The sequence below is a fragment of the Sphingopyxis indica genome, assembly GCF_032879645.1.
GTDB lineage: Bacteria > Pseudomonadota > Alphaproteobacteria > Sphingomonadales > Sphingomonadaceae > Sphingopyxis > Sphingopyxis indica.
The window spans coordinates 54,499-81,096 of the sequence record NZ_CP076395.1 but is presented as its reverse complement, the minus strand read 5'-3'; the positions used below and the strand labels follow the sequence as shown (position 1 = coordinate 81,096).

28 protein-coding genes are annotated in these 26,598 nt (G+C 65.7%); 16 read left to right on the top strand and 12 right to left on the bottom strand.

The genetic code is table 11. The annotated features are described in order from the left end of the window. Positions 1–12 precede the first annotated feature (12 nt). Genes trbB through KNJ79_RS20760 form a run of 11 tightly spaced genes read left to right on the top strand, consistent with a single transcriptional unit; the run spans position 13 to position 9,274 of the window. Positions 13–996, top strand: a complete 984-nt coding sequence (gene trbB, locus KNJ79_RS20810) for a P-type conjugative transfer ATPase TrbB (protein ID WP_317154131.1) — start codon at positions 13–15, stop codon at positions 994–996. After that, the gene (locus KNJ79_RS20805; protein WP_317154130.1) at positions 993–1,325 is read left to right on the top strand and encodes a TrbC/VirB2 family protein; all 333 of its coding nucleotides are present in this window, start codon (positions 993–995) and stop codon (positions 1,323–1,325) included. The genes trbB and KNJ79_RS20805 overlap by 4 nt, the downstream gene beginning before the upstream one ends. After that, a complete protein-coding gene (locus KNJ79_RS20800; protein WP_317154129.1) occupies positions 1,325–1,591 on the top strand; it encodes a VirB3 family type IV secretion system protein in 267 nt (88 codons plus the stop codon). The genes KNJ79_RS20805 and KNJ79_RS20800 overlap by 1 nt, the downstream gene beginning before the upstream one ends. Then, on the top strand, positions 1,591–4,026 hold the full coding sequence (gene trbE, locus KNJ79_RS20795) for a conjugal transfer protein TrbE (RefSeq protein WP_317154128.1): 2,436 nt from the start codon (positions 1,591–1,593) through the stop codon (positions 4,024–4,026). Before KNJ79_RS20800 ends, trbE begins: the two co-directional genes overlap by 1 nt. A 13-nt stretch (positions 4,027–4,039) precedes the next feature. Further along, on the top strand, positions 4,040–4,759 hold the full coding sequence (gene trbJ / locus KNJ79_RS20790) for a P-type conjugative transfer protein TrbJ (protein WP_317154198.1): 720 nt from the start codon (positions 4,040–4,042) through the stop codon (positions 4,757–4,759). 1 nt (position 4,760) lies between these two features. Then, entirely contained in the window at positions 4,761–5,015 is a 255-nt protein-coding gene (trbK-alt, locus tag KNJ79_RS20785) for a putative entry exclusion protein TrbK-alt (protein WP_317154127.1), read from the top strand. Further along, on the top strand, positions 5,012–6,292 hold the full coding sequence (trbL, locus tag KNJ79_RS20780) for a P-type conjugative transfer protein TrbL (RefSeq protein WP_317154126.1): 1,281 nt from the start codon (positions 5,012–5,014) through the stop codon (positions 6,290–6,292). Before trbK-alt ends, trbL begins: the two co-directional genes overlap by 4 nt. A gap of 6 nt (positions 6,293–6,298) precedes the next feature. Beyond that, complete coding sequence (gene trbF / locus KNJ79_RS20775) at positions 6,299–6,982, top strand: conjugal transfer protein TrbF (protein WP_317154125.1); 684 nt, start codon at positions 6,299–6,301, stop codon at positions 6,980–6,982. Next, positions 6,979–7,833, top strand: coding sequence for a P-type conjugative transfer protein TrbG (trbG, locus tag KNJ79_RS20770; protein WP_317154124.1), 855 nt, complete (start codon positions 6,979–6,981; stop codon positions 7,831–7,833). The genes trbF and trbG overlap by 4 nt, the downstream gene beginning before the upstream one ends. Then, positions 7,830–9,056: a TrbI/VirB10 family protein gene (locus KNJ79_RS20765; RefSeq protein ID WP_394357199.1), complete on the top strand. Its 1,227-nt coding sequence runs from the start codon at positions 7,830–7,832 to the stop codon at positions 9,054–9,056. The genes trbG and KNJ79_RS20765 overlap by 4 nt, the downstream gene beginning before the upstream one ends. Continuing rightward, a complete protein-coding gene (locus tag KNJ79_RS20760) occupies positions 9,053–9,274 on the top strand; it encodes a DUF2274 domain-containing protein (protein WP_317154123.1) in 222 nt (73 codons plus the stop codon). Before KNJ79_RS20765 ends, KNJ79_RS20760 begins: the two co-directional genes overlap by 4 nt. Positions 9,275–9,416: 142 nt before the next feature. Here the strand turns inward: KNJ79_RS20760 and KNJ79_RS20755 are convergent, their stop codons facing one another. From KNJ79_RS20755 to copC, 12 genes are all read right to left on the bottom strand, one after another. After that, positions 9,417–9,785 carry a copper-binding protein gene (locus KNJ79_RS20755; RefSeq protein WP_317154122.1) on the bottom strand — a complete coding sequence of 123 codons (369 nt, stop codon included), beginning with the start codon at positions 9,783–9,785 and terminating at the stop codon, positions 9,417–9,419. Next, positions 9,782–12,916, bottom strand: coding sequence for an efflux RND transporter permease subunit (locus KNJ79_RS20750; RefSeq protein WP_317154121.1), 3,135 nt, complete (start codon positions 12,914–12,916; stop codon positions 9,782–9,784). Before KNJ79_RS20750 ends, KNJ79_RS20755 begins: the two co-directional genes overlap by 4 nt. Beyond that, positions 12,913–14,145, bottom strand: coding sequence for an efflux RND transporter periplasmic adaptor subunit (locus tag KNJ79_RS20745; protein ID WP_217373001.1), 1,233 nt, complete (start codon positions 14,143–14,145; stop codon positions 12,913–12,915). The genes KNJ79_RS20750 and KNJ79_RS20745 overlap by 4 nt, the downstream gene beginning before the upstream one ends. Continuing rightward, the gene (locus KNJ79_RS20740; RefSeq protein ID WP_317154120.1) at positions 14,142–15,371 is read right to left on the bottom strand and encodes a TolC family protein; all 1,230 of its coding nucleotides are present in this window, start codon (positions 15,369–15,371) and stop codon (positions 14,142–14,144) included. The genes KNJ79_RS20745 and KNJ79_RS20740 overlap by 4 nt, the downstream gene beginning before the upstream one ends. Positions 15,372–15,435: 64 nt before the next feature. After that, positions 15,436–15,702: a hypothetical protein gene (locus tag KNJ79_RS20735; protein WP_186401294.1), complete on the bottom strand. Its 267-nt coding sequence runs from the start codon at positions 15,700–15,702 to the stop codon at positions 15,436–15,438. Positions 15,703–15,768: 66 nt separating this feature from the next. Next, a complete protein-coding gene (locus tag KNJ79_RS20730) occupies positions 15,769–16,134 on the bottom strand; it encodes a hypothetical protein (RefSeq protein ID WP_186401293.1) in 366 nt (121 codons plus the stop codon). Between the two features lie 129 nt (positions 16,135–16,263). Then, positions 16,264–16,722 carry a YybH family protein gene (locus KNJ79_RS20725; RefSeq protein WP_217373002.1) on the bottom strand — a complete coding sequence of 153 codons (459 nt, stop codon included), beginning with the start codon at positions 16,720–16,722 and terminating at the stop codon, positions 16,264–16,266. 53 nt (positions 16,723–16,775) lie between these two features. Continuing rightward, a complete protein-coding gene (locus tag KNJ79_RS20720; protein WP_317154119.1) occupies positions 16,776–19,097 on the bottom strand; it encodes a heavy metal translocating P-type ATPase in 2,322 nt (773 codons plus the stop codon). 166 nt (positions 19,098–19,263) lie between these two features. Further along, positions 19,264–19,941 carry a class I SAM-dependent methyltransferase gene (locus tag KNJ79_RS20715; RefSeq protein WP_217373493.1) on the bottom strand — a complete coding sequence of 226 codons (678 nt, stop codon included), beginning with the start codon at positions 19,939–19,941 and terminating at the stop codon, positions 19,264–19,266. 125 nt (positions 19,942–20,066) lie between these two features. Beyond that, positions 20,067–20,756 (bottom strand): helix-turn-helix domain-containing protein, encoded by a 690-nt coding sequence (locus tag KNJ79_RS20710; protein WP_217373004.1) that lies wholly within the window; start codon positions 20,754–20,756, stop codon positions 20,067–20,069. A gap of 32 nt (positions 20,757–20,788) precedes the next feature. Beyond that, a complete protein-coding gene (gene copD, locus KNJ79_RS20705; protein WP_317154118.1) occupies positions 20,789–21,706 on the bottom strand; it encodes a copper homeostasis membrane protein CopD in 918 nt (305 codons plus the stop codon). A gap of 55 nt (positions 21,707–21,761) precedes the next feature. Then, positions 21,762–22,145: a copper homeostasis periplasmic binding protein CopC gene (gene copC, locus KNJ79_RS20700; protein WP_217373006.1), complete on the bottom strand. Its 384-nt coding sequence runs from the start codon at positions 22,143–22,145 to the stop codon at positions 21,762–21,764. Between the two features lie 88 nt (positions 22,146–22,233). On the opposite strand from copC, the gene KNJ79_RS20695 reads away from it, so the two are divergent. The 5 genes from KNJ79_RS20695 to KNJ79_RS20675 all read left to right on the top strand — a co-directional run bounded on the left by KNJ79_RS20695 (position 22,234) and on the right by KNJ79_RS20675 (position 26,592). Continuing rightward, the gene (locus tag KNJ79_RS20695) at positions 22,234–22,554 is read left to right on the top strand and encodes a hypothetical protein (RefSeq protein WP_286750440.1); all 321 of its coding nucleotides are present in this window, start codon (positions 22,234–22,236) and stop codon (positions 22,552–22,554) included. Between the two features lies 1 nt (position 22,555). Further along, complete coding sequence (locus tag KNJ79_RS20690) at positions 22,556–22,993, top strand: periplasmic heavy metal sensor (RefSeq protein ID WP_217373008.1); 438 nt, start codon at positions 22,556–22,558, stop codon at positions 22,991–22,993. Next, positions 22,990–23,556 carry an RNA polymerase sigma factor gene (locus KNJ79_RS20685; protein ID WP_217373009.1) on the top strand — a complete coding sequence of 189 codons (567 nt, stop codon included), beginning with the start codon at positions 22,990–22,992 and terminating at the stop codon, positions 23,554–23,556. The genes KNJ79_RS20690 and KNJ79_RS20685 overlap by 4 nt, the downstream gene beginning before the upstream one ends. 133 nt (positions 23,557–23,689) lie before the next feature. Continuing rightward, the gene (locus KNJ79_RS20680) at positions 23,690–25,528 is read left to right on the top strand and encodes a copper resistance system multicopper oxidase (protein WP_394357197.1); all 1,839 of its coding nucleotides are present in this window, start codon (positions 23,690–23,692) and stop codon (positions 25,526–25,528) included. Continuing rightward, on the top strand, positions 25,525–26,592 hold the full coding sequence (locus KNJ79_RS20675) for a copper resistance protein B (RefSeq protein ID WP_217373011.1): 1,068 nt from the start codon (positions 25,525–25,527) through the stop codon (positions 26,590–26,592). The genes KNJ79_RS20680 and KNJ79_RS20675 overlap by 4 nt, the downstream gene beginning before the upstream one ends. Positions 26,593–26,598: the final 6 nt, after the last annotated feature.

Here is a 26,598-nt window from a genome sequence, read left to right as displayed (position 1 = left end):
AACGGGGACCCGATGGGCGCAGAACCGATCCGGCTGGAGGCACGTCACCGCAGCGCACGCATGCTGCGCACGGCCATGGGCGGCGCGATCGCCGAGTGGCTCTCGGACCGCGAGATCATCGAGATCATGCTCAACCCCGACGGCCGCCTCTGGGTCGATCGGCTGGGCCACGGGATCGAGGACAGCGGCGAGACGCTGAGCGCGGCCGACGGCGAACGCATCATCCGGCTTGTCGCGCATCATGTCGGCGCCGAGGTCCACGGGGCGGCGCCGCGCGTGTCCGCCGAGCTTCCCGATGGCGGCGAGCGCTTCGAGGGATTGCTGCCGCCCGTCGTTGCCGCGCCGACCTTCGCCATCCGCAAGCCGGCAATCGCCGTCTTCACGCTCGCTGACTATGTCGCTGCGGGTATCATGACGTCCGAGGCCGCGGAGATCCTTCGCGCCGGCGTGCGCGACCGGCTCAACATCCTTGTCGCTGGCGGCACCGGCACCGGTAAGACCACGCTGACCAACGCTCTCCTCGCCGAGATAGCGGGCAGCACCGACCGGATCGTCCTGATCGAGGACACGCGCGAGCTTCAGTGCGCTGCGCCGAACCTCGTCGCGATGCGCACCAAGGATGGTGTCGCCTCGCTCTCCGATCTCGTCCGCTCGTCGCTCCGCCTTCGCCCCGATCGCATTCCGATCGGCGAGGTTCGCGGCGCCGAGGCGCTCGATCTTCTGAAGGCATGGGGCACCGGCCATCCGGGCGGCGTCGGCACGATCCACGCGGGCAGTGCGCTCGGCGCGCTCCGCCGGATGGAGCAACTCATCCAGGAAGCGGTGATCACCGTCCCGCGCGCGCTGCTCGCCGAGACCATCGATCTCGTCGTGGTGCTGGTCCGCGACGGAACCGGTCGGCGCCTTTCCGAACTCGCTGGCGTCGACGGGCTCGATCCCGCGACTGGCGAATATCGCCTGACCGCCCTCATCACCCCCAAAGGAGAAAATCGATGATCCAAGCCCTGCGGCATGGCGCGCGCCGCGCCATGCTCTCCTCGACCGCGCTTTTCGTCGCGCTCACCGTCGCGGCGCCCGCCCATGCCGGCGGTTCGTCGATGCCGTGGGAAGCTCCGCTGCAGTCGATCCTCGAAAGTATCGAGGGTCCGGTCGCCAAGATCGTCGCGGTGATCATCATCATCGTCACCGGCCTCAGCCTCGCCTTTGGCGACACGTCAGGCGGGTTCCGCCGGCTGGTGCAGATCGTCTTCGGCCTGTCGATCGCCTTCGCCGCCTCGAGCTTCTTCCTCTCCTTCTTCTCCTTCGGCGGCGGAGCGCTCGTCTGATGAACCGCGAAGAGGAAGCGCCGGGCTTTTTCGCGCCGGTCCACCGGGCGCTGGCCGAGCCGATCCTGCTCGGCGGCGCGCCGCGCAGCCTTGCGATCGTCAACGGCACGCTCGCGGGTGCCGTGGGGCTGGGCCTTCGCCTGTGGCTCGTCGGCCTCGCCATTTGGCTGATCGGTCATGCCCTCGCTGTCTGGGCCGCGCGCCGCGACCCGCAGTTCGTCGACGTCGCCCGGCGTCACCTCAAATATCCCGTCTGGATGCGCTGATGATGAACCTTTCAGAATATCGCACGAAATCCGCGCGCCTCGCCGATTTTCTCCCCTGGGTCTGCCTGGTGGCGGAAGGCGTGGTGCTGAACAAGGATGGATCGTTCCAGCGCAGCGCGCGCTTCCGCGGACCCGACCTCGATAGCGCCACGCCCGCCGAACTGGCCGCGGTCACCGCCCGCCTCAACAATATGCTCCGCCGTCTCGGGTCGGGCTGGGCGGTGTTCGTCGAGGCGCAGCGCGTGCCCGCTCTATCCTATCCGGTGTCGGAGTTTTCCGATCCGGTGTCCGAGCTGGTCGATGTCGAGCGCCGTGAGCAATTTCGCGAAGAAGGGGCGCATTTCGAGAGCTTCTACTATCTGACCCTGCTCTGGATGCCGCCTGCCGAAGAGGCGGCGCGCGCCGAGGCATGGCTCTACGAGGGTCGCTCGAAGGTGGGCGTCGACGCACAGGAGCTGCTGAAGGGCTTCATCGATCGCTCGGGGCGCGTTCTCCATCTGGTCGAGGGGTTCATGCCCGAGGCCGAATGGCTGAGCGACGGCGAGACGCTGACCTATCTCCACACCTGCGTATCGACCAAGATCCAGCGCGTCCGCGTCCCCGAGACGCCCGCCTATCTCGATGCGCTGCTCGCGGACGAGACGCTCGTCGGCGGCCTCGAGCCCCGGCTCGGCGATCATCATCTGCGCACGCTCACGATCACCGGCTTTCCGAGCGTCACCTTTCCGGGGCTGCTCGACGAGCTCAACCGCCAGGCTTTCGGCTATCGCTGGTCGTCTCGCGCGATCATGCTCGACAAGACCGACGCGACCAAGCTGCTGACGAAAATCCGTCGCCAGTGGTTCGCCAAGCGCAAGTCGGTCGCCGCGATCCTCAAAGAGGTGATGACCAACGAGCAGTCGGTGCTCATGAACAGCGACGCCTCGAACAAGGCAGCCGACGCCGATATGGCGCTGCAGGAACTCGGCGCGGACGAGGCGGGCATCGCCTATGTCACCGCGACGATCACGGTGTGGGACCGCGATCCGGCGCTGGCCGCCGAGAAGCTCCGGCTGGTCGAGAAGATCATCCAGAGCCGCGACTTCACCTGCACCGTCGAGGGCGTGAATGCGCTCGAGGCCTGGTTCGGGAGCCTGCCCGGCCATGTCTATGCCAATGTTCGCCAGCCCCCCGTCTCCACCCTCAATCTCGCTCACCTGATACCCCTCTCGGCGGTGTGGGCGGGGGCGGAACGGGACGAGCATTTCGGTGATGCCCCCTTGCTCTATGGCAAGACCGAAGGTTCGACCCCGTTCCGCCTTTCGCTTCATGTCGGCGATGTCGGCCATTGCCTCGTCGTCGGCCCGACGGGTGCCGGCAAATCGGTACTTCTCGCGCTCATGGCGCTGCAGTTCCGGCGCTACGAGGGCAACCAGATCTTCGCCTTCGATTATGGCGGCTCGATCCGCGCCGCCGCGCTCGCGATGGGCGGCGATTGGCAGGATCTCGGTGGCGCCCTGCACGATGCCGGCAGCGACGGATCGGTCGCGCTGCAGCCGCTCGCACGGATCGACGAGCCGCCCGAGCGTGCTTGGGCCGCCGAATGGCTCTCGGCGCTGCTCGCTGGCGAAGGCGTCGCGGTCGATCCGGCGGCGAAGGAGCATATCTGGTCGGCGCTGACATCGCTCGCGACCGCACCGGTTTCCGAGCGCACGCTGACCGGTCTCGCGGTTCTCCTCCAGTCGCAGGAACTGAAACTCGCCCTTTCGCCCTATCTTGTTGGTGGCCCCTGGGGCCGCCTGCTCGATGCCGAGGCCGAGCACCTGGGCTCAACGCGCGTGCAGGCGCTCGAAACCGAGGGCCTGGTCGGTGCCTCGTCGGCAGCGACCGTGCTGTCCTATCTGTTCCACCGGATCGAGGGCCGTCTCGACGGCTCGCCGACGCTGATCATCATCGACGAGGGCTGGCTCGTCCTCGATAGCCCGGCCTTCGCGGCGCAGCTGCGCGAATGGCTGAAAACGCTCCGCAAGAAAAACGCGAGCGTCATCTTCGCGACCCAGAGCCTCGCCGATATCGAGGGATCGAGCATCGCCCCCGCGATCATCGAGAGCTGTCCGACGCGGATCTTCCTGCCCAACGAGCGTGCGGCCGAACCGCAGATCGCGCGGGTCTATGACCGCTTCGGTCTCAATAGCCGGCAGGTCGAGATATTGAGCCGGGCGACGCCGAAGCGTGACTATTATTGCCAGTCGCGGCGCGGCAACCGGCTGTTCGACCTCGGGCTCGGCGACATCGCGCTCGCCTTCGCTGCCGCCTCCTCGAAATCCGACCAGATACGCATCGGCGAGCTCATAGCCGCGCACGGACAGGACCAGTTCGCGGCGGCCTGGCTCCGCCACCGCGGCCTCGAGTGGGCCGCCGATCTGCTCGGAAACCTCGAAATCGCAGCCCCCTGAAGGAGTGAATATGATGAAAATGTCTTCTTTGTCCCGTGCGGCGCTGGCCGGCCTGATGGTCGTGGCGATGCTGCCGGCGGGTTCGGTCATCGCGCCCGCGAGCGCGCAGATCGGTGGAATCGTCCATGATCCGCGCAACTATTCGCAGAATATTCTGACCGCCGCGCGCACGCTCGAGCAGATCAACAACCAGATCAAGCAGCTGCAGAACCAGGCGACCTCGCTCGTCAACGAGGCGCGGAATCTGCAGAGTCTGCCGGTCTCGACCTTGCAGGAATTGCAGGGACAGGTCGATCGCACGCGCGAACTGCTTGGGCAGGCGCAGCGCGTCGCCTTCGATGTCGGCGACATCCAGAAGGCATTCGACGCGCGCTACAAGAGCGCGGCGCTTTCGGTCCCGCAGGCGGCGATGGTCGCCAATGCCGAGGCGCGCTGGAACAACAGCGTCGGCGCCTTCCAGGACGCGATGAAGGTGCAGGCCGGCGTCGTCACCAACATGGGTGGTGCGCGTCAGTCGATCGGCACGCTGGTGACCGCAAGCCAGTCGGCGACCGGCGCGCTGCAGGCTGCACAGGCAGGCAATCAGTTGCTCGCGCTCCAGTCGCAGCAGCTCGGTGACCTCGCCGCGGCGATCGCGGCGCAGGGCCGCGCCGAAATGCTCGAAGCTGCGCGAGCGGCGGCCGCCGAAGCCGAAGGACGCGAACGCTTCCGCCGCTTCCGCAAGGGCCATTGAGATGGGCCGGACGGGCAAGCTCGTGGTCGGGGCGGTGATCGGCGGCATGGCGCTGGCGCTCGTCCTTATGGCCGCGGTGGACCCGCCCGCGCCCCGTGCGTCCGCTCCCCCGCAGATATCCGGAGCGGACGCACGACCCGACCTCGACGAAATGCTGCGCCGCTGCCGCACCGTCACCGTCGCGGATCCCGAATGCGAGGCCGCGTGGGAAACGAAGCGGCGGCGCTTCTTCGGTCAAGAGAAGGACGAGCGATGAACGATACCGGCGTAATCGATCAATTTCTGTCGGTCTTCTCGACCTATATCGACAGCGGCTTCGGCCTGCTCGGCAGCGAGGTCGGCTTTCTCTCGTCGACGCTGATCGTGATCGACGTGACGATCGCCGGGCTCTTCTGGGCGTGGGGCGCCGACGAGGATGTGCTGCAGCGGCTCGTCAAGAAGACGCTCTATATTGGCGTCTTCGCCTTCATCATCGGCAACTTCCAGAGCCTCGCGACGATCATGCTCGAAAGCTTCGCGGGCCTCGGTCTCAAGGCGAGCGGCGGCGCCATGGCGATCGGGGACTTCATGCGCCCGGGCGTCGTCGCTGCGACGGGGCTCGATGCGGCAGAACCTTTGCTTGACGCGAGCGCCGATCTTCTGGGGCCGGTCGGGCTCTTCACCAATTTTGTCCAGATCATGATCCTGCTCGTCGCATGGGTGATCGTCGTGCTCGCCTTCTTCATCCTCGCGGTGCAGGTCTTTGTGACGATCCTGGAGTTCAAGCTCGTGACCCTCGCGGGGTTCGTCCTCATCCCCTTCGCCTTCTTCGGGCGCACCGCCTTCATGGCGGAACGGGTTCTCGGTCACATCATATCGTCGGGCATCAAGGTGCTGGCACTTGCCGTCATCACCGGGATCGGGACCACGCTCTTCGATCGCTTTCTCAACGCGGGCATCGGCGCCGAGCCCGATATCGAACAGGCGATGGCTGTCGCGCTCGGCGCGCTCACCCTGCTCGGTCTCGGCATCTTCGGTCCGAGCATTGCGAATGGCATCGTGGCGGGCGGACCGCAGCTCGGGGCCGGCGCGGCGGCCGGAACTGCCGTCGCGGCCGGCGCGACGCTGGCTGCCGGTGCGGCCGGCACCGCTCTAGTCGGCGGCGCGGCAGTGGGTGCTACGCGCGGCGCTGCCCTTGCCGGGGCTCGCGGTGCGGGCAGCCTATCCGGGGCTTATGCCGCAGGCGCGGCCGGGAAGAGCGGTGCGAGCGCCATGGGCTCTGGCTTGGCGAATGTCGCACGCACTGCGGGTAGCGCCGCCTCCTCACCGCTGCGCCGCGCGGCCGAGGCGATGCGGATCAATTTCAAGGCTGGGCGCAACGGTGCGGTCGATAGCGCAGCGCCCGCCAAGGCTGCCGACGCGCCGCCGGCATGGGCCGCTGCGATGCGCCGCCGTCAAATGGTGACGCAGGGAGCGACGACGGGCGCCCGGATCGTGAAGAGCGGCGACAGCCACGGCGGCGGCAGCGCGCCCGACATCAGCGAAAAGGACTGATCTTCGATGTTCAAAAGACCCACCAATCATTATGGCCGCGCGCCCGAGCCGGTCACCCCCTATCAGCGCGCTGCGCAGGTCTGGGACGATCGCATCGGCTCGGCCCGTGTTCAGGCGAAGAACTGGCGCATCGCTTTCTTCGGATCGCTGCTGATATCGGGCGGTCTCGCTGCCGGGCTGGTCTGGCAGTCGGCGCGTGGCACGATCACCCCTTGGGTGGTCGAGGTCGACAAATTGGGCGAAGCGCGCGCCGTCACGCCCGCCGACGGCGAGTATCGGCCGACCGATCCGCAGACCGCCTTCCACCTCGCGCGCTTCATCGAGCATGTCCGTTCGATCCCCGCCGATCCGGTGGTGCTCCGCAAGGACTGGCTCAGCGCCTATGATTTCACGACCGCGACCGGGGCGCAGGCGCTCAACGATTATGCGCGCAGCAACGATCCCTTCGCCGAGGTCGGGAAATTCCAGGTCGCGGTCGATGTGTCGAGCGTCATCCGCGCGTCGAAGGACAGCTTCCGCATCGCCTGGAGTGAACGCCGCTATCAGGACGGCAGTCTGATCGAGCAGTCGCGATGGTCCGCGATCGTCACTGTCACGATCCAGCCGCCGCGCACCCCCGACGCGATCCGCCGGAACCCGCTCGGCGTCTTCATCACCGCTATCAACTGGTCGAAGGAACTTAGCCAATGACGAAAATCCGCCCTATTGCGCTCGGGCTTGGCGCTGGTCTGTCGTTGCTCGTGGCTCCCGCAGCCGCAGGCGAGCCCGCCGATCCGCGGCAGCGTATCGGGCGCGCCAATGCCGACGCGCGCGTCCAGCCCGACGAGCATCTCTATCGCAATGCGATCCAGCAATATGCATGGGCCGAGGGCGCGCTCTTCCAGGTCTATGCGGCGCCGGGTCAGATCACCGACATCGTCCTTCAGGACGGCGAGCAACTGGTCGGGCCGGGACCGGTGGCGGCGGGTGATACGGTGCGCTGGATCATCGGCGACACGGTGAGCGGAACCGGCGCGGGGCGCCGCGTCCATATATTGGTGAAACCGACGCGGCCCGACATCATGACCAACCTCATCATCAATACCGACCGCCGCACCTATCATGTCGAGCTGCGGGCGACCGCTTCGACCTATATGGCATCGGTATCATGGACCTATCCGGCCGACGAACTGCTCGCGCTACGAATGGCGGAGGCCGAAGCGATGCGAACCAGGCCCGTCGCGGCCGCGATCGATCTCGCGGCGCTCAACTTCCGCTACCGCCTGTCGGGTGACAAGCCCGCCTGGCGGCCGCTCCGCGTCTTCGACGACGGCCGCCAGCTCTTCATCGAATTTGGCGAGGCCATCGCGACCGGCGAGATGCCGCCGCTTTTCGTCATCGGGGAATCGGGTGAAGCCGAACTCGTCAACTACCGTGTCCAGGGACGCCATATGATCGTCGATCGCCTGTTCGATCGCGCCGAACTGCGGCTCGGTGCGGGAAAGCACGCGGATATCGTGCGCATCATACGCGACACGCCGCGCCCCCGGGGCCGGTCATGACCGGCCTCGCAGAAAAGATGTCTGCCGACGAGACGTCTGAGCCCGGCGCGATGCAGGCCGATGAACCCGATGCCTTTTGCCTGCGCGGTGAACCACCCCGCGTCATGCGCCTGTCGCGCAAGACGCTGGCGGCCATCGGCGCCGTCGGCGGAACGGCGATCGGAGGTGCTTTGCTCTTCGCGCTGCAATCCCCCACACCCAAGACCGCCGAAAATCTCTACTCGGCCGACAATACGAACCGCGCCGACGCGGTAACTGCTGCCCCGGCCGACTATGGCAAGGTGCCGAAGCCCGGACCGCCGCTGCCGAGAGACTTGGGACGGCCGATCGTATCGGCGCAGCGCGAGGGCGATATGGTCCCGGTGCCGTCTATGGGCAGCGCGCCACTTGCCGGTGGTCGCTCGCCAGCCGGTGAGGCCCGCGAGCGCGCAAGGCAGGAAGCCGACACCGCCAAGTCGAGCCGGCTCTTTCTGGGAGCAGATGGTACGGCGGCGCCGGTATCGGACAGCCTTCGCGCGGGAATGGAACAGCCCGCCGCTTCGGCCCCGGCGTCCGGCGCGTCGGCGCTCCCGCCCGTGTCGGCGCAGCGCGCCTTTCTGGAAGGCGGGGCGCGTCGGCCCTTCGAAAGCGCCGAGCGCATCGAGGCGCCATCGTCGCCCTTCATCCTTCAGAGCGGCAGCGTAATTCCCGCCGCGCTGATCACCGGCATCCGCTCCGATCTCCCCGGGCAGGTAACCGCGCAAGTGACCCAGAATGTCTATGACAGTCCGAGCGGGAAGATCCTGCTTATTCCCCAGGGCGCGCGCCTCGTCGGCGAGTATGACAATGAGATCGCGGCAGGACAGCAGCGCCTCTTGCTCGCCTGGGATCGGCTCATCCTGCCCGGCGGCCGGTCGCTCCGTCTCGATCGGCAGCCCGGAGTCGATGCCGCCGGCATGGCAGGGCTCTCCGACCGGACCGATCATCATTGGGGACGGATGCTCCGCGCCGCCCTCGTCTCCACCCTGCTCGGGGTCGGGGCCGAACTTGGATCGAATGGCGATGACGCGCTGATAAGGGCGCTGCGCGACGGATCGCAGGATACGATCAACCAGTCGGGTCGTCGGTTGGTCGAGCGCCAGATGAATGTGCCGCCAACCCTGACCGTCCGGCCGGGCTTCGCGCTGCGTGTCATCGTCACCCGCGACCTGATCCTCGAGCCCGCGGCTGGTACGGCGCTATGAGCAAGCTCAGACTGGGGCCGATCGCCGACGACAAGCCGGTGAAGCTGTCGATCGAACTGCCGGGGGCGCTGTACCGCGATCTGATCGCCTATGCCGAGGTGCATGCCAAGGCGACCGGTCTTGCCGAGCCCGTGCCGGCCGAAAAGATCGCCGTCCCTATGATCGAGCGCTTTATCGCAACCGACCGAGGCTTCGCGACCGAGCGGCGGCGGCGCTGATCCGCTAGCAACCGGACCGATCGTCAGCCATGGTAGGAGTTCGCGGACGTCGTCGAGATGGAAGCCGGATCGCGCGCACCGAATGAAGGGCAGACGCTGCCCGATGATGCCGCGCCGGACGTGCAGGGAGCCCCAGGGTGGGCTAGGGCGCCTTGTCGAGCTTGGTGATTGTTCCAGCCTTGCCGTTCCAGTCCAGTTCGAACGCGACCTTGTTGCCAACCTTGATGTCTTTCAGCAGTTCGGGCTTTGCGGCGAAGGCCATCGTCATCGGCGGCCATTCGAGCTCGGTGATCGCGCCATGATCGAGCGTAACCTGGTCATTCGCGCTATCGATCGCGGTCACGGTCGCCGTGCCCTTGCCATGCTTGGTTTCGGCCGGCGTCGCCATGGTTCCAGCATCATCGGCCATGGCTGCCTTCTCTTCGGCTTTCGGCGCTTCGCCTTGCTTGTCGCAGCCGGCAAGCGCTGCGGCGAGCGCAAGGCCCAGCGCGATGATCGACAGTTTCTTCATTTCGTTTCTCCTTTGGGTTGAGCTGGTTTTGCCGCTCGCCTGCGCATCAGCAGATAAGCGGCGGGAATGATGAACATCGACAGCAGCGGCGCGGTGAGCATGCCGCCGACCATCGGTGCGGCGATCCGGCTCATCACCTCGGAGCCGGTTCCGGTCCCAACGAGGATCGGGAACAGGCCTGCGAGGATGACCGCGACGGTCATCGCCTTGGGCCGTACGCGCAGCAGCGCGCCGTCGCGCACCCCCGCCGCGACATCGCCGTCGCTGCGTGCAGCGAGCGCCTGCTTGAGGTAGATCAGCATCACCACCCCGAACTCGGCCGACACCCCCGCCAGCGCGATAAAGCCGACGGCGCTGGCGACCGACTGGTTGTAGCCGAGCAGATAGAGCAGCCACAACCCGCCGGTGAGCGCGAACGGCAGGGTCCCCATGATGAGCAACGCCTCGTCGAGCCGCCGGAAGGTCAGATAGAGCAGCCCGAAGATGATCGCGAGCGTCACCGGGACGACTATCTTCATCCGCTCGGTCGCGCGCACCAGAAATTCGAACTGGCCGGTGTAGGAGACGCTGACCCCCGGCGGCAGCTTGACCTCGCGCGCGATCGCCGCCTGGATGTCGGCGACCAGCGTTTGCAAATCGCGCCCGCGGCCATCGACGTAAATCCAGGTCACCGGGCGGCCATTCTCGCTGCGCAGCATCGGCGGACCGTCGCTGATCCGCACTTCGGCGACGGTGCCGAGCGTGATCTGCTGGCGCGTCGGGGTCAGCACCGGCAGGTTGATGATTTCATCGAGGCTGTCGCGGATTTCGCGCGGGTAGCGCACGCTGATCGGATAGCGCGCCAGCCCCTCGACCGTCTGCCCGATCGTCGCGCCGCCAATCGCGCCCGATACGATGGCTTGAACATCGGCGATGTTCATTCCATAGCGCGCCGCTGCACCGCGATCGATCTGGACATCGATGTAGCGCCCGCCGGTGAGCCGTTCGGCGAGCGCCGATGCGACGCCGGGCACCGTCTTGACGACATCCTCGATCCGCTTGGCGCTGGCGTCGATGGCCTTGAGGTCGGATCCCGCGACCTTGATCCCGATCGGGCTTTTGATCCCCGTCGCCAGCATATCGATCCGGTTGCGGATCGGCGGCACCCAGAAATTGGCGAGCCCCGGCACGCGCACCCGCGCGTCGAGTTCCTCGATCAGTTTTTCCGGTGTCATCCCCGCGCGCCATTCGCTCTTGGGTTTGAACTGGATCGTCGTTTCGAACATTTCGATCGGCGCCGGATCGGTCGCGGTGTCGGCGCGCCCCGCCTTGCCGAACACACGGCTAACCTCGGGGACCGTCTTGATCAGACGGTCGGTCTGCTGGAGCAATTTGCCCGCTTCGGCCACCGAAAGCCCGGGCAGCGCCGAGGGCATATAGAGGAGGTCGCCTTCGTTCATTTGCGGCATGAACTCGCCGCCAAGCCGCGCCATCGGCCACAGGCTGGTCGCAAAGACCAGTAGGGCGATGAACAACGCCTGTTTCGGACGCGCGAGCACCCAATCGAGCCCGGGGCGGTAGAGGCGGGTCAGCCAGCGATTGATCGGATTGGCATTCTCGCCGGGAATCTTGCCGCGAATGAGCCAGCCCATCAGCACCGGGACGAGCGTGATCGAAAGCAGGGCCGCCGCCGCCATCGCATAGGTTTTGGTGAAGGCGAGCGGCGCGAACAGCCGATCCTCCTGTCCCTGAAGCGCGAAAATCGGGATGAAGGAAAAAGTGATGATGAGCAGGCTGAGGAACAGTGCCGGGCCGACCTCGGCTGCCGCGCCGGTGATCGCGCGCCAGCGTTCGGTCCCTTCCAATTTCCGGTCGGGATTCTCGTGCGCCCAGCGTTCGATATGCTTGTGCGCATTTTCGATCATCACGACCGCTGCATCGACCATCGCTCCGATCGCGATCGCGATGCCGCCGAGCGACAATATATTGGCGTTCAGGCCTTGTGCGCGCATCGCGATGAAGGCGATGAGGATGCCGAGCGGCAGCGTCAGAATCGCCACCAGCGCCGATCGCGCGTGCCACAGGAACAGCGCACAGACGATCGCCACGACGATGAATTCCTCGACGAGCTTCGAGGTCAGATTATCGACCGCGCGGTCGATCAGCCCCGAGCGGTCATAGGTGGTGACGATCTCCACCCCCGGCGGAAGGCTGGCCTTTAGCGAATTCAGCTTGGCCCGGACATTCTCGATCACCTCGCGGGCGTTCTTGCCTTGCCGCATGACGATCACCCCGCCGGTGACTTCGCCTTCGCCATCAAGTTCAGCGATTCCGCGCCGCATCTCGGGACCGATTTGCACCGTCGCAATGTCGCCCACCGTCACCGGGACTCCGCCCGCGGCGGTGCGGATCGACACGGCGCGGAAATCGTCGAGGGTCTTCAGATAGCCGCTGGCGCGAACTATATATTCGGCCTCGGCCAGTTCGACCGTCGCGCCGCCGGTTTCCTGATTGGCGGCGGTCAGGGCGTCGCCGACCTCGCGCACGGTGACGCCATAGGATGCCAGTTTTTGGGGATCGAGGACGATCTGATATTGTTTGACCATCCCGCCGATGGTCGCGACCTCGGCGACGTCGGGGACGGCTTTCAATTCGTAACGCAGGAACCAGTCCTGGATCGAGCGCAGTTCGGCCAGATCATGCCGTCCGTTTTTGTCGACCAGCGCATATTCATAGATCCAGCCGACGCCGGTCGCATCGGGTCCGATCGACGCGGTCGCGCCGTCGGGCAATTTTCCCTGCACCTGGCTCAGATATTCGAGCACCCGGCTGCGCGCCCAATACAGGTCGGTGTCGTCGTCGAACAGCACATAGACGAAACTGTCGCCGACAAAGCTATAGCCGCGCACGACGCGCGCGCCCGGCACCGACAGCATCGTCGAACTGATCGGATAGGTCACCTGATCCTCGACGATCCGCGGCGCCTGCCCCGGATAGGTGGTGCGGATGATGACCTGAACGTCCGACAGATCGGGAATCGCATCGACTGGGGTCGTCCGCACTGCGGCGACACCGACGAGGGTCAGGATCAGTGCCGCGGCAACGACCAGTCCGCGTGCCGCGACCGAGGCGCGAATGATCCGCTCGATCATTTCGCGTCACCGAGCGGGCGGACGGCGATGCCGGTCAGGCTCGCCTCGGAATCGAGCAGGAACTGGCCCGATGCGACGACCCTCTCGCCCACCGCCAGCCCCTGCAGGATTTCGGTCTGGCCGCCGCCCTCGCGCCCTGTTTGCACTTCGGCGGGATGATAGCGCCCGTCGCCCGTCGCCAGCATGACGATGCTGCGCGTGCCGGTGCGGATGACCGCCTCGCTCGGCACCAGCAGCGCGGGTTTGGCGTCGCCGCCGAGCGTGACATTGGCGAACATGCCCGGGCGCAGCCGGCCGCCGCGATTGGCGAGTTCGATGCGCACGGTCAGCGTCCGGCTGTCGACCTGCGTCGTCGGCAGGATCGCGATGACGCGCCCGCCAAATGTTTCGCCGGGAAAGGCGGTGAGCGTCGCAACCGCGCGCTGGCCGACGCGCACCGCCCCGGCCTGAGCCTCGGGCAAGGAGGCGTTTAGCCAGACGGTGGCCAGCCCCGAGATTTCGGCGAGCGTCTGGCCCTGCGCCAGCGTAACGCCCGCCCGCGCGCTGAGGCTCTGCACGACGCCGCCGATCGGCGAACTGATCGTAACGGTTCCGCTTGTCCGCCCGGTCCGATCGACCCGGTTGATAACGGCGTCGGACATGCCGATCAGACGCAGCCGCTGCCGCGCCGCCGCTGTCAGCTCGGGCCGGCCGAGCTTCTTGACGCTCAGATATTCGGTCTGCGCGCCGCCCCAATCGGGCGACTGAACATCGGCGATCGGCGTCCCGGCGCCGATGACGTCGCCCGGGGCCAGCCGATAGACGCGCTCGACAAAGCCGTCCGAACGCGCCTGGACGATCGCGACGTCGCGTTCGTTGAAATCGACCGCGCCGGTGACGTCGAAGGTCGCCGCGAGGCTGCCCATCTCGGCGGCGACGACGCGCATTCCGAGATTTTGCATCGCCGACGGATCGATCGAAAAGCCCGGCGCGGCGTCGGCCCCGCCGCCTTCGTCGGCATATTTGGGTTCCAGCTCCATATCCATGAAGGGCGACTTGCCCGGCTTGTCGAACTTCTGGTTCGGGAACATCGGGTCGTAATAATAGAGGATCTTGCGCCCATCGCTTGTGGCGCCCGTCGGCACGTCGTCCGCGCCGCGCTGCCCGATCCAGTAACCGCCGCCGCCCGCGATCAGCACCGCGGCCAAAATCCCGGCGCGCCACCGCACCGCTGTCGTCGCTTCGGTCATCGCCCTGTCTCCCCATAGATATAATTGATCCGGATCGCGTCGCGCGCGACCTCGGCCTCGCGCGCCAGTACATCCACTTCGGCTTCGGCCAGCGCGAGCGTCGAGAGCAATGCGGTCCCGAGGTCGAGCTGGCCGGCGGCGTAGCTGGCGAGGTCAAGCTCGGCGCGCTTCTTCGCCAGTGGCACCAGCCGCGACTGCGCATTGCCGAGCTGTTCGTGATGCATGTGATGATCGGCGAGATCGGCGTCGAGGGCCGCGGCGATGTCGCGCTTTGCCGCTTCGCGATCGAGCCGCGCGCGCGTCGCCTCGCTCGCCCGCGCGGAGATCTTCGGGTCCTGCCGCTTCTTGGCGAAGAGCGGCAAGTCGATGGTGACGCCGAGCGTGACGAGGTCGCCATAATTGGGCTCGCGCCGCCCATAGGCCACCGAGACGTTCCAGTCGGGCCGCTTGTCGGCGCGTGCGAGCCCGGTTTCGGCATCGGCCGCCAGCGCGCGCGCATCGAGCGCGCGCAGCCGCGGCAGCGCGTCGATTCCGGAGCGCAGCGCGCTTTCATCGACGACCGGCGGCGGCGGCGCGCCTGCCGTGTCGGCGGCGGCGTCGCCGGTGAAGCGCGCGAGCTGCGCGCGGGCGCGCGCAACCTCGGCGGCGAGCCCGCTGCGGCGATCCTGAATCTCGGCGCGGAGCTGTTCGGGTTCGAGCGCCTGCGCCGGCCGCGCCGCGCCGCTGGCCAACCGCGCGGTCACCGTCGCCTGCAAATCGTCGAGCTCGGCATCGAGCAATTCGAGCTTCTTGAGCCGTTTCTTGGCATAGAAAAGGTCGATCCAGGCGAGCGCCGTCGCCAGCCGGACGTCCTGCGCCGCGACCGCTTCGTCGGCGCGCGCGATCCCGATTTCGGCCAGCGCGCGCGTCGCACGCGCCCGGCGCTTGGCGGGATGGGTGAATTCCTGGCTGATACCGATCACCTGCATCGTGAAATTGTCGCGGTTGAGGCGGCCCGCGTCGGGGCCGGTGACCGGGAAATCCTTGATGGCCAGATCGAGTTTGGGATCGGGCAACCGGTCGGCCGCGATCGCCGCCGACTCGGCGGCGTCGATCCCCGCTTCGCGTCCGCGCAGTTCGGGCGCCTGGGTTTCGGCCAGCCGCAGCGCGGCGTCGAGTGTCAACGGCTCGGCATGAAGCGTCGCGGGCAGCGCGATCAGCATGGTCGCCGCAAAAAAATTGCGCATGATGTCCCCTTTTGTGGACCGGACAAGACCGCCCCCGACGCCTCTGTGCCGAGGGCGGAGAGCTTTACGCGCCGGGGTGTGGCATGGAGCCGCGGGACATTTTCTTCATGCAACCGGCCGGATCGGCCTTCATCATGTCGCAATCGCACTCGGCCATTTGCGCCGGTTTGTCCTTCACCCAGACGCGGACTCGCGACGTGGCATTGGACTTGTTCGGTCCCGGAACCTGGCGGGTCTGCCATTCATAACGGCCGCCCGATTGCACTTGGGCAAAAACGGGAGCGGCAAGCGTCGCTGCCGCGAGCGCGGCAACGGCAAAAAGCGGTTTCATGTTGAATTCCTCGGTTGAGAAAGCAAGAAAATGAGCGCCGAAACGGGTCGGCGGGCATCGTGCAATTCAGCCGAGAATTAGCGGTGGATTGGGTTCGGGCCCGAATGTCCGGCCATCCAGCGGCTGGATCGGTAGCGGGTCGAGCAGCCCTGTCATGTGAGTCGCCGCCACGATCAGCATGGGCGACGAAATGACGAGGGGCGGGAGCGCGCAACCCATCTTGGCAATGCAATCGAACGTCAGACCCTTGCAGGGCGCGTCGCCCTCGGATTTGTCCATTCCCATCATTTCGGCGCACTCGTCGCTCATCGACGTCGCCGCGGTTGTCGTATCGGACATCGGGATTGCCGGAGCAGACGCAAACGCGGCTTCCTGGCCGAGAAGGCCCAGCACAGCTCCGAAGAGAAGCAGCAGAGAAAGCCAACGTTTCACGGTCGAAGCATGTTCCTTGTCACTCCTGGCGTCAAACTGAAATTGCGGCGCCTGGACTGCTGCGTTGTTCGTGAGCAGCCCCTCCGCGGTTACACCCGGGCCAGATAATCCTTGCCCCGCCCGCCGCCATCAGGCCTTCGGCTTGCGCGAAGAACTGTGCAGGCTGATGATCCGCCATTTGCCGTCCGTCCACTTAAGCACGCTCGTCGCAACGCCATCACGTTCGACCGTTTCGCCGCTCGCGAGTATGATCGTGTAGGAATAGGTCTCGGTGGCGATCGCAACCTCGCCTTCGCCCCGCACCGAAACCTTATAGTCCTTGAAGGCGAAGGACCTGAACGCCTTGAGCTCGGGCGCGAGATGATGGTCGCGATAATGGGCGAAATTTCCTTCGACGCCGCCCGACTCGAAGATCTGGGCGTCGGGCGCGAACAGGGCTTCGACGCCCGACAGGTCGCGGCTCTCGATCGCCTGCTTATATTGCGCCAGCGTCGCGGCGGCCGCCTGATAATCCGGGGTTGCGGCCGCTTGGGCGGGAATCGCCATGGCCAGCGCCAGTCCGATCGCCGCTGCAATGAAACCTCTCATCCCCATTCTCCCTTTCTCAATACCCGCCGCCGAACGGCGCGGCGACGCTTCGATCAGATTTTCACGAACCGCAGCCGCAGCGAATTGGCGATCACGCTGACCGACGAGAGCGCCATCGCCGCGGCGGCGATGATCGGCGACAGGAGCAGCCCGAAGATCGGGTAAAGCACGCCCGCCGCCACCGGAATGCCCGCGGCATTGTAGGCGAAGGCGAAGAAGAGATTCTGGCGGATATTCGCCATTGTCGCATGGCTGAGATGCCGCGCCCGCACGATGCCGAGGAGGTCGCCGCGCAATAGTGTGACGCCCGCGCTTTCGATGGCGACGTCGGTTCCCGAACCCATGGCGATGCCGACATCGGCGGCGGCAAGCGCGGGGGCGTCGTTGACCCCGTCGCCGGCCATGGCGACGATCCCGCCCTCTTCGCGCAGCCGCTGGACGACGGCGCTCTTCTGGTCGGGGAGGACGTCGGCCTCGACATTGTCGATGCCGAGCCGCCGTGCGATCGCCTCGGCGGTGACGCGATTGTCGCCGGTGAGCATGATGACCTTGATTCCGGCTTCGCGCAGCGCCGCGAGTGCTGCGCTTGTCGTCTCCTTGACCGGATCTGCGATAGCGATGACGCCGGCCGCCTTGCCGTTGACCGCGATGTAGATCGCCGTCGCGCCGTCAGTGCGAAGGCGGTCGGCCGCCGCGGCGAGTGCGCCCAGATCGACGTCATATTCTTCGAGAAAGCTCGCATTGCCAAGGACGATCGCCTTGTCGTCGACCGCCCCGACGATGCCCTTGCCGACCGGCTGGTCGACCCCCGATGGCTCCACCAGCGCGAGGCCGCGGTCTTCGGCCGCCCTGACGATCGCGGCCGCCAATGGATGTTCGCTGCTGCGCTCGAGGCTCGCGGCGATCCGCAGCACATCCTGCTCCTCGAAGCCGTCGGCGACTTCGATCGCGACGACCGAGGGTCTGCCTTCGGTCAGCGTCCCGGTCTTGTCGACGACGAGCGTGTCGACCTTCTCCATCCGTTCAAGCGCCTCGGCATTCTTGATCAGCACGCCGGCTTCGGCGCCGCGACCCACGCCGACCATGATCGACATCGGCGTAGCGAGGCCGAGCGCGCAGGGGCAGGCGATGATGAGCACCGAGACGGCGGCGATAAGGCCATAGGCCATGGCAGGCGCGGGGCCGAGAAGCGACCAGACAATGAAAGCGACAATGGCGACCACTATGACGCCGGGTACGAACCAGCCCGAAACGGTATCGGCAAGACGCTGGATCGGCGCCCGGCTGCGCTGCGCGTCGGCGACCATCTGTACGATCCGCGCGAGCATCGTATCGCGCCCGACCTTCTCGCTGCGCATGAGCAGGCCGCCGGTCTGGTTGATCGTCCCGCCGATCAGCGCCGCGCCGGCCTCCTTGGTCACCGGCATCGACTCGCCCGTGACCATCGATTCGTCCACCGTTCCGCGGCCTTCTGCGACGATGCCATCGACGGGGACTTTTTCGCCCGGACGGATGCGCAGCATGTCGCCGACCGCGACCTCCTCGAGCGCGACCTCTTCGTCGCTCCCGTCAGCGCGGACGCGCCGGGCGAGCTTCGGCGTCAGGTCAAGTAGCGCGCGGATTGCGCCGCTCGTCGTCTCGCGGGCCCTGAGTTCGAGCACCTGCCCGAGCAGCACCAGCACCGTGATTACCGCGGCGGCCTCGAAATAGACCGCGACCGAGCCGTCGGCGGCGCGGAAGGCTGCCGGGAAGATTTGCGGGACAATCGCCGCGATCATGCTGTAGCCCCAGGCAACGCCCGTTCCCATCGCAATGAGGGTGAACATGTTGAGGCTCTTGTTGCGGATCGAGAGCCAGGCGCGCTCGAAGAAGGGCCAGCCAGCCCATAAAACGACGGGGGTCGCGAGCAACATCTGGATCAAGTTGCTCGTCTGGCGGCCGACGACCTCGTGGAGGCCCGTCAAATGGCCGCCCATCTCAAGTGCAAAGACTGGAAGGGCGAGAAGGAGGCCGACCCAGAAGCGACGCCGCATGTCGTGATATTCTTCGCTGGGGCCGTCCGACGCGGTTGGCATGACGGGCTCGAGTGCCATGCCGCAGATCGGGCAGCTTCCAGGGCCGGGGCGTTGGATCTCGGGATGCATCGGGCAGGTCCAGATGGCCCCCTCGGGTGCGTCGGCTGCGGTCGGCTCGCTTTTTGCGGCGTAAAGATCGGGATCGGCCTCGAATTTGGCGAGGCAGCCCGCGCTGCAAAAATGATGATGGTTGCCGCCGTGCGTCGCCTTGTGCGGCGTGGTGGCCGGATCGACCGTCATGCCGCAGACCGGATCGGTGGTGCTCCCTCTGCCTTTTTCCGCGCCCTGATGATCGTGCATCGTCGCCGCTCCTGTACATGTAGGATGCCCGCTTGGTGGCGGGGCGTCCGAACGCCGCCGGCCGTGTTCGCCGTAGGCGGCTTTCCCTGACGGTTCCAGAATGAAGCCGCTCCTATCGATACGCAAGAAGAGCGGTTATCCCTCGGATTTTCTTTGCCCTGTGCAATCAGATCCGGGGTTTGTTGGCCTCGATGATCGCGATCGCACCGGTTGGCGTGCGAAACGTCTCAGGTTCGCGAACATCGCGAAAGCCGGCCTCTCTCATCAGCACCGGTAGCAATCCATCGGCATTGGGTTGGGTGTCTTGGACGCCATCGAGCTGCTGGATCGTCAGGCGGAACAGCAACCGCATGAGGCGGCTGCGCTGTTCCCCATAGTCCGCGACATAGAGTTTGCCGCCGGGTGCGAGCACCTGCCAGGCCTCGCGAAGCAGGCGTGCTTTTTCCTCAAGCCCGACCTGATGAAGAACGAGGCAAAGCGCTATCTTGGCGGGCGAAGGCCAGTCATCGATCGCCGAAGCCCCGAAAAAGCCAACACGAAACTCCGGCGGTGGAACAATCTGCGCGGTCTTGGTTTGGGCAATTCGCGTTGCTACTTCGTCGGGGTCGATGCCAAGATAGCGGACGCCCGGGCTATGGCGGGCGATCGCCAGCGCGAGATTGCCCGTACCCGAACCGATGTCGAGAATGACCTCTCCTTCGGCGAGCGCCATATGGTGAACGAGACGGTCGCGCCACACGCGCTCGCGCGTAGTCACCGCGACGCCGAAATCATAAAAGGGCGTCAGGAAGTGATATCCTGCCGCTGGCGTGTAGGAACGCGCCTCGGGTATCGGGTCGGGCATGGCCGTCTCCTTTCGACGCTTTGGCTTGCCGCTGGATTGCGGCCACGCGCGGGTCTCGACGAGACGTTTAGGGGCGAGCTGGCGCGCCCGTCTTGAATGTTTCGCCGGAGCCAGGCGCATGCCGCTCAGGGCACGATTTCGAAAGCGAAGGCGCTGAGGCCAGCCGAAGGCGTCACTCCGAGCCATTGGGCGCAGCGGCGCGTGAAGTGTGACTGATCGGCAAAGCCTCCCGCCGCCGCGGCGTCGGCGAGACCTCCGCCGCCGACCAGCGTCCGCACTGCGCGCTGAAGCTGGAGCCATTGCAGCAATTTGGCCGGAGGCACGCCGAAGTCGCGGTTGACGATTTCGCGCAGGCGCGAGGGTGAGAGGCAGGCAACGTCGGCCAGGGCGCGGGCACTCGACAAATCATCAGGGGCCGCGAGCGCCTCGGACAGGCGTGCATCCACCGGATGCGCCCGCGACCGATCGAGATAGCCGGACGCCCAGCGCTTCGCGTCCGCGCCGCTTGCTTTCCCGTCGAGGCCGGCCAACTCACCCGGCGTCAACAGGATCGGCATCGATCCGACGGACAGCCCGGTGCCGGCACGAAAAAGCGGGTCGAGATAAAATGACCGCACGAGGGCGCCCGGCGGCCCCAGGCAGTGCCGGACTTGCGATGCTATGGCAACGGCGTGTCCGGCAGGGACTATCATGTCGGCGTCGCCGGAAATTTCGAGGTCGCGTTCGACGGCGAGGCTGATCTGATGCGCCACATGGCTATGGGGACGGCTGGTCCCGATGCGCGCATCGATCAATGCCCAGCCGGTCCCGAGCATGATCGAGCCGGACCAAGAGGCGGTGCTGAGCGTCAAACCGGATCGGCGGCGACGAAGGGTTCGAGCGTCCCGAACCAGGCAACCAGCGCGAGTATGGCGAGCGCGGCCGACGCTTCGATGATCAGGCTCCTGCGCATGGCCGCGAGCGCTGCATCTGGATCGGAATCGACGCTTTCTGCATCGTCGCCTGCAGCCGCCACCGCGAGCGCAGGCGTCAGTCGCCAGCGATTGGCGGCCGCGAGCGCAAGCATCAGTCCAAACAGCGCGAGCTTGGCAAGGAGCAATTGTCCATAGGGCGACGCGAGAGACCGGCCGAGATTCTCGGCGCCGACGATCATCTGGCTATTGATGAGGCCGGTGGCGGCGATGACGAGGACGCAGATCGTGCCGACGCGCGAGAATTGATCGAGGCTCCGCACCGCAATTTGGAGTCCGCCCGGCCATTCGCGGACATGGCGCGGTGAGATCAGGATCAGGAAGGCGCCGATCGCGCCGATCCAGACGGCGGCTGCGATCAGGTGCAAGATGTCGCTGATCCGGTGCACGGTGCCTACGGCACCTTCGGTCGCGCCGGCGTGGCCGGACCAGACCAGACTCGCGACGGCCACCGAGCCTGCGGCCGCGAGTACGGCGGCCGAAGTTGTCGGCCAGCGGACCATCCAGATCGGGACTGCCAGCGCGAGCAGCAGCGCTGCGCTCCGGTAGACCCAGGCTGTCCCGACGTCGGTCTCGCGTACAAGGTCCCAGAAAGGCTGGAGTTCCAGCGATAATAGGCTTACGCCCTGCATCGAAGCCGCGAGCACGCCCATTCCCAAGATGGAGAGAAGCAGTCCGGCGGTGCAGAGCCATCGCTCAGCGCGCCAGATCGCGGCCATCATCGACTGCGGCGCAAGGCGTTCGCTTCGGGTCAGCGCATAGAGCGGGAACGTCGCGAGGCCGGCGATGAGCATCAGGTCCGCGTAGAGCGCGAACCTGATGCCGATCAATAGGGGGTCGCTCACCGCCTTACTTGACGGTGAAGCTGAATTCGCTGCCCATACGATGCGTGTCGGCGCCCGCGGCCGACCAGCTGACCTTGTAGGTTCCGGGCGAGAGCGGCCGCTTGAGCATCAGCATCGCCGACTTGCCGTCCTTGCCCATCATCGACGAGTAAGGCACCTTCATCGGCGCGTGATTGGCCATGCCGGGCATTCCGGTCATGACCAGTTCGGTCTTGAGCGTCGAGGCGATCACCTTCTCGTTGAACTGCAAATTGACCGACGTCACTTTGGCAACGGTCGAATTGGCGGCCGGCGTCGAGCCGACGAGCTTTGTGTGCGCGTTGGCGGCGGCCGGCATAAGCAAGAGGGCAAAAGCGGCGGCAGCCGAGGGGAGAAGCGATTTGAACATGAAACACCTCCAATTGCGTGTCTGTCCTGCTAATACGCAGGATATTGGCATGGCCCTCAAATATTGTGCCATGATCGCGATGTGAGGGATGGCGCGCTTCGGCGCGTATTTAGGATTACGGAACAGCTGGAAGAGACGATCCATGGATGAGGAACTTCGCATTTTGAAACGGGTCGACTTGCCCGCTGCGCTCGATGCGCTCGACGACCGCGTCATGGGCGCGCTCCGAATCCGTCGCCGCGAAGCGGTGGCGATGCGCCGCATCATGGCACTTGCCGCTTTTGTCTCGCTCGGCGGCGGAATGGTTGCGGGAAGTGCGGTATCGCAGCCGGCGGTCGCGGCAAGCCCGCTCAGCCCCTTTGGCCCGTCGAGCGCTCTGGCCCCCTCGAGCCTGCTGGACACGCAATAGGATGGCATCACGCCGCCTCATCCTTGTGGGACTCATCGCATTCGCCGCGGCAATTGCGGGTGTCTTTGTGGGCCGCGCCGTATCCGACGCGCCGAAGGCGAGTGAAACGGAATTGCACGCGCTTCTTCACGGCGATCTCGATCTGACGGCGGCGCAGAAGGCGAAGCTGGATAAGATCGAAACCGACTTCACGGTGCGCCGCAGGGCGCTCGAGCTCGAGATGCGGGGCGCTAATGTGCGGCTTGCGCAGGCGATCGAGGCCGAACATGGCTATGGGCCGCGCGTCACCGAGGCGATCGACGAAACGCACCGGGTGATGGGCGATCTGCAAAAGGAAACGCTCCGGCATTTATTCGCGATGCGAGGGGTGCTGACCCCCGCCCAGGCGGAAATGTTCGACAAGAGCGTGGTCAAGGCGCTGACCGCCGACGCGCGGTGAATATCGACCTGACGCAATGTAGCGATCAGGAACTGGCGGCGCTTGCCGACACCCGCGGCGACGAAGTTTGTCGCGAATTTCTGCGCCGCTACAAGGCTGGTGTCTACCGACTGATCGTCAAGCAGATCGGCGATGCCGATGAGGCGCTGGATTTGACGCAGGAGACGTTCATATCGGGTCTGGCGGCGCTCGGCCGCTTCGATGGCGATCGCCCCTTCCGCGCGTGGATTGCCCGGATCGCGCTCAACAAATGTCGCGACTGGGCGCGCCGGCGCAAGGTGCGGGCCTTTTTTTCCCGCGCGCTTCCGCTCCAGAGCGCCCATCATGTGGCTAGCGATAGCCCTGCGCCCGACGCCGCGGTGACCGACAAACTTGAGATTGCGCGAGTGCGCCAGGCAATCGATCAATTGCCGAATAATTTGCGCGAGGTTCTGATACTGCGCGGCGTCGATGAGGTCAGCCAGGCCGAGACCGCCGCCATCTTGCAGGTGAGCGAGAAGACGGTTGAGACCCGCCTCTATCGCGCGCGGACGAAGCTCAGGGAATTGCTCGCAGGAACATGAACGTGCAGGATTGACCCATGGGCTGTTCGTTTCGCGTGGTAGCTATCTATCAAGAGCATTTTTGTTGAGGGACGGCCGTCTCGGCCGCGTATGGCTATAGGAAGAGTCAATAACGGTCGGAAAGAATATGCAGATGGAAAGGCGTCGTTTCGTCAGTGGAGCTTTGGGCGGAGGCGCCGCCGCGGCAATGGCCGCATGGTTCCCCGCTTGGGCCCAGCCGGTGTCTTCGGGCGCTACCGCTCCTGTTCCTACCGTATCCGGCAACGATATTACGCTGCGCATCGCGCGCCAGACGATGCGAATCGACGGAAAATTAAGCCGCGCAATAGGGATCAACGGCACGGTGCCTGCGCCGCTCGTGCGGCTCAAGGAAGGGCAGACCGCGCGCCTTACCGTCGTCAATGATCTCGACGAGGACAGCTCGATCCACTGGCACGGCATAATCCTGCCCTTCCAGATGGACGGTGTCCCCGGCATCAGCTTTCCGGGCATCAAGCCGCGCTCGACCTTTGTTTACGAATTCCCGGTCGTCCAGTCGGGCACCTACTGGTATCACAGCCACTCGGGGCTTCAGGAACAGCTTGGCCATTACGGGCCGATCGTCATCGATCCCGCCGAACCCGACCCTATCGGCTATGACCGCGAACATGTCGTGGTCCTTTCGGATCACAGCCAGCTCTCGCCCGAGGCGATTTTCCACAAGCTCAAGGTCGATCCCGGCCATTTCAACATGCAACGCCAGACGCTTGCCGGCCTCCTCGCTGGCAAGGACCAGCCGCTCGCGGAGCGCATCGACTGGGGCAAGATGCGCATGGATCCAACCGACATCGCCGACGTGACCGGATCGACCTATACCTATCTCGTCAACGGCCATGGTCCGAAGGATAATTGGACCGCGCTGTTCAATCCCGGCGAACGCGTGCGGCTGCGGATCATCAACGCCTCGGCCATGTCGATCTTCAACGTCCGCATTCCCGGCCTTTCGATGACCGTCGTGCAGGCCGATGGATTGAATGTCGTCCCGGTCGCGATCGACGAATTCCAGATCGGTGTGGCCGAAACCTATGATGTCATCGTGACCCCGGTCGAGGATCGCGCCTACACGCTGGTCGCCGAGGCCAATGACCGGTCGGGCATGGGGCGGGCGACGCTGGCGCCGCGAGCCGGGATGGTCGCCGAAGTGCCGCCGCTTCGCGAACGTCCGCTCGCGACGATGAAGGATATGGGCATGGGCGACATGGACATGTCGGGCGGTTCGATGGCGGGGATGGACCATGGCGGCGGCGACATGGGCGTCATGCCGATGCCCGCGAGCGACCCGTCCTGCCCTCCCGAACATGCCAAGATGGGCCATTGCACCCCCGCCGGCGAAGGCGGCGCGATGGCGGGCATGGATCATAGCTCTGGCGGCATGCAGCACAGCATGCGTGATTTCAGTGTCGCGCCGCAGGTCAAGCGCGACCCGAGCGTCCAGACCATCTCGCCGATGCCGATGGATCGCATGGGCGAGCCGGGTCAGGGGCTCGAGGATGTCGGTCACCGGGTTCTGACATACCATGATCTTGTCGCGCTCGAGCGCAACCCCGATGTGCGCGCCGCGTCGCGCTCGCTCGACATTCACCTCACCGGCAACATGGAGCGTTTCATGTGGTCGTTCGACGGTATCAAGATGTCCGACTATCACGAACCGATCCCGTTCATCGAGGGCGAGCGGGTGCGGATCAATCTTATCAACGATTCGATGATGAGCCACCCAATCCATCTGCATGGCCATTTTTTCGAACTGGTCACGGGGAAAGGCGATCATGCGCCGCGCAAGCATACGGTGCTCGTCCAGCCGGGCGGGATCGCGAGCTTCGATCTGACCGCCGACGCGCCCGGCGACTGGGCGTTCCACTGCCACCTTCTCTATCACATGCACGCGGGGATGATGCGTGTTGTCAGCGTCCGTCCGAAGGAGGAAGCGCAATGACCCGGATCGCGCTTCTTCTGTCGGGAATCGCTCCGCTTGCTTTCGCCGTTCCGGCTGCTGCGCAGTCGATGGACCATTCGATGCACGGTTCGAAACCTGCTGCCGCTCCTGCGCCCGATGTGCCGGTTGAAGTGCCGATGGACCATGACAGCATGCAAGGCATGGACATGGCACCCGAAGCCCCGACCTGCCCACCAGAACATGCCGCGATGGGTCATTGTACCCCGAAGGCCGACACCGGCGATACAATGGCCGGGATGGAAAATATGCCCGGAATGGAGGCGATGCCGGGGATGGACGGCGCGAGCGGAACGGACTTGCCGCCGGGCGATGCCGTCGCCCCGGCGCCCCCAGGCGACTGGTATGCCGACCGCATCTACCCGAAAGCCGAAATGGAACGGTCCCGGCATGCCATGATGGAGGAAAACGGCGGGCAAACCCTCGCTTTCATCAGCTTCAACCTCGCTGAATATCAGGCGCGCAAGGGCCGGGACGGTTTTCGCTGGGACGGAGAGGCCTGGTATGGTGGCGATATCAACCGGCTGACGCTCAAGAGCGAAGGCGAGGGCGTGTTCGGCGAGGGAGTCGAAACCGCCGAGGTGCAGGGGCTCTATAGCCGGGCCATCGGCCCCTATTTCAACGCACAGGCCGGGATCAGGCAGGATCTTGGACCTGGCCCCGACCGCACCTATGCGACGATCGGTTTCGAGGGACTCGCCCCATATTGGTTCGAGGTCGAGGGTGCGCTGTTCCTTTCGAACAAGGGCGATCTTCTTGGCCGCCTCGCGGGCTATTACGACCAGCGCATTACTCAGAAGCTGATCCTGCAGCCGATGGCCGAGTTTAATTTTGCCCTTCAAAATGTCCCCGAAACCGGAACCGGCTCGGGTCTCTCCGATCTCGAGCTGGGGCTTCGCTTGCGCTACGAGGTTGTGAAGGAGTTCGCGCCCTATGTCGGCATCGAATGGGCGCGCAAGGTCGGCGACACGGCGCGTTTCGCCCGTGCTGCAGGCGAGGACGCGAGCAGTTTCAGCTTCGTGATGGGGGCGCGGGCCTGGTTCTAGGTGACA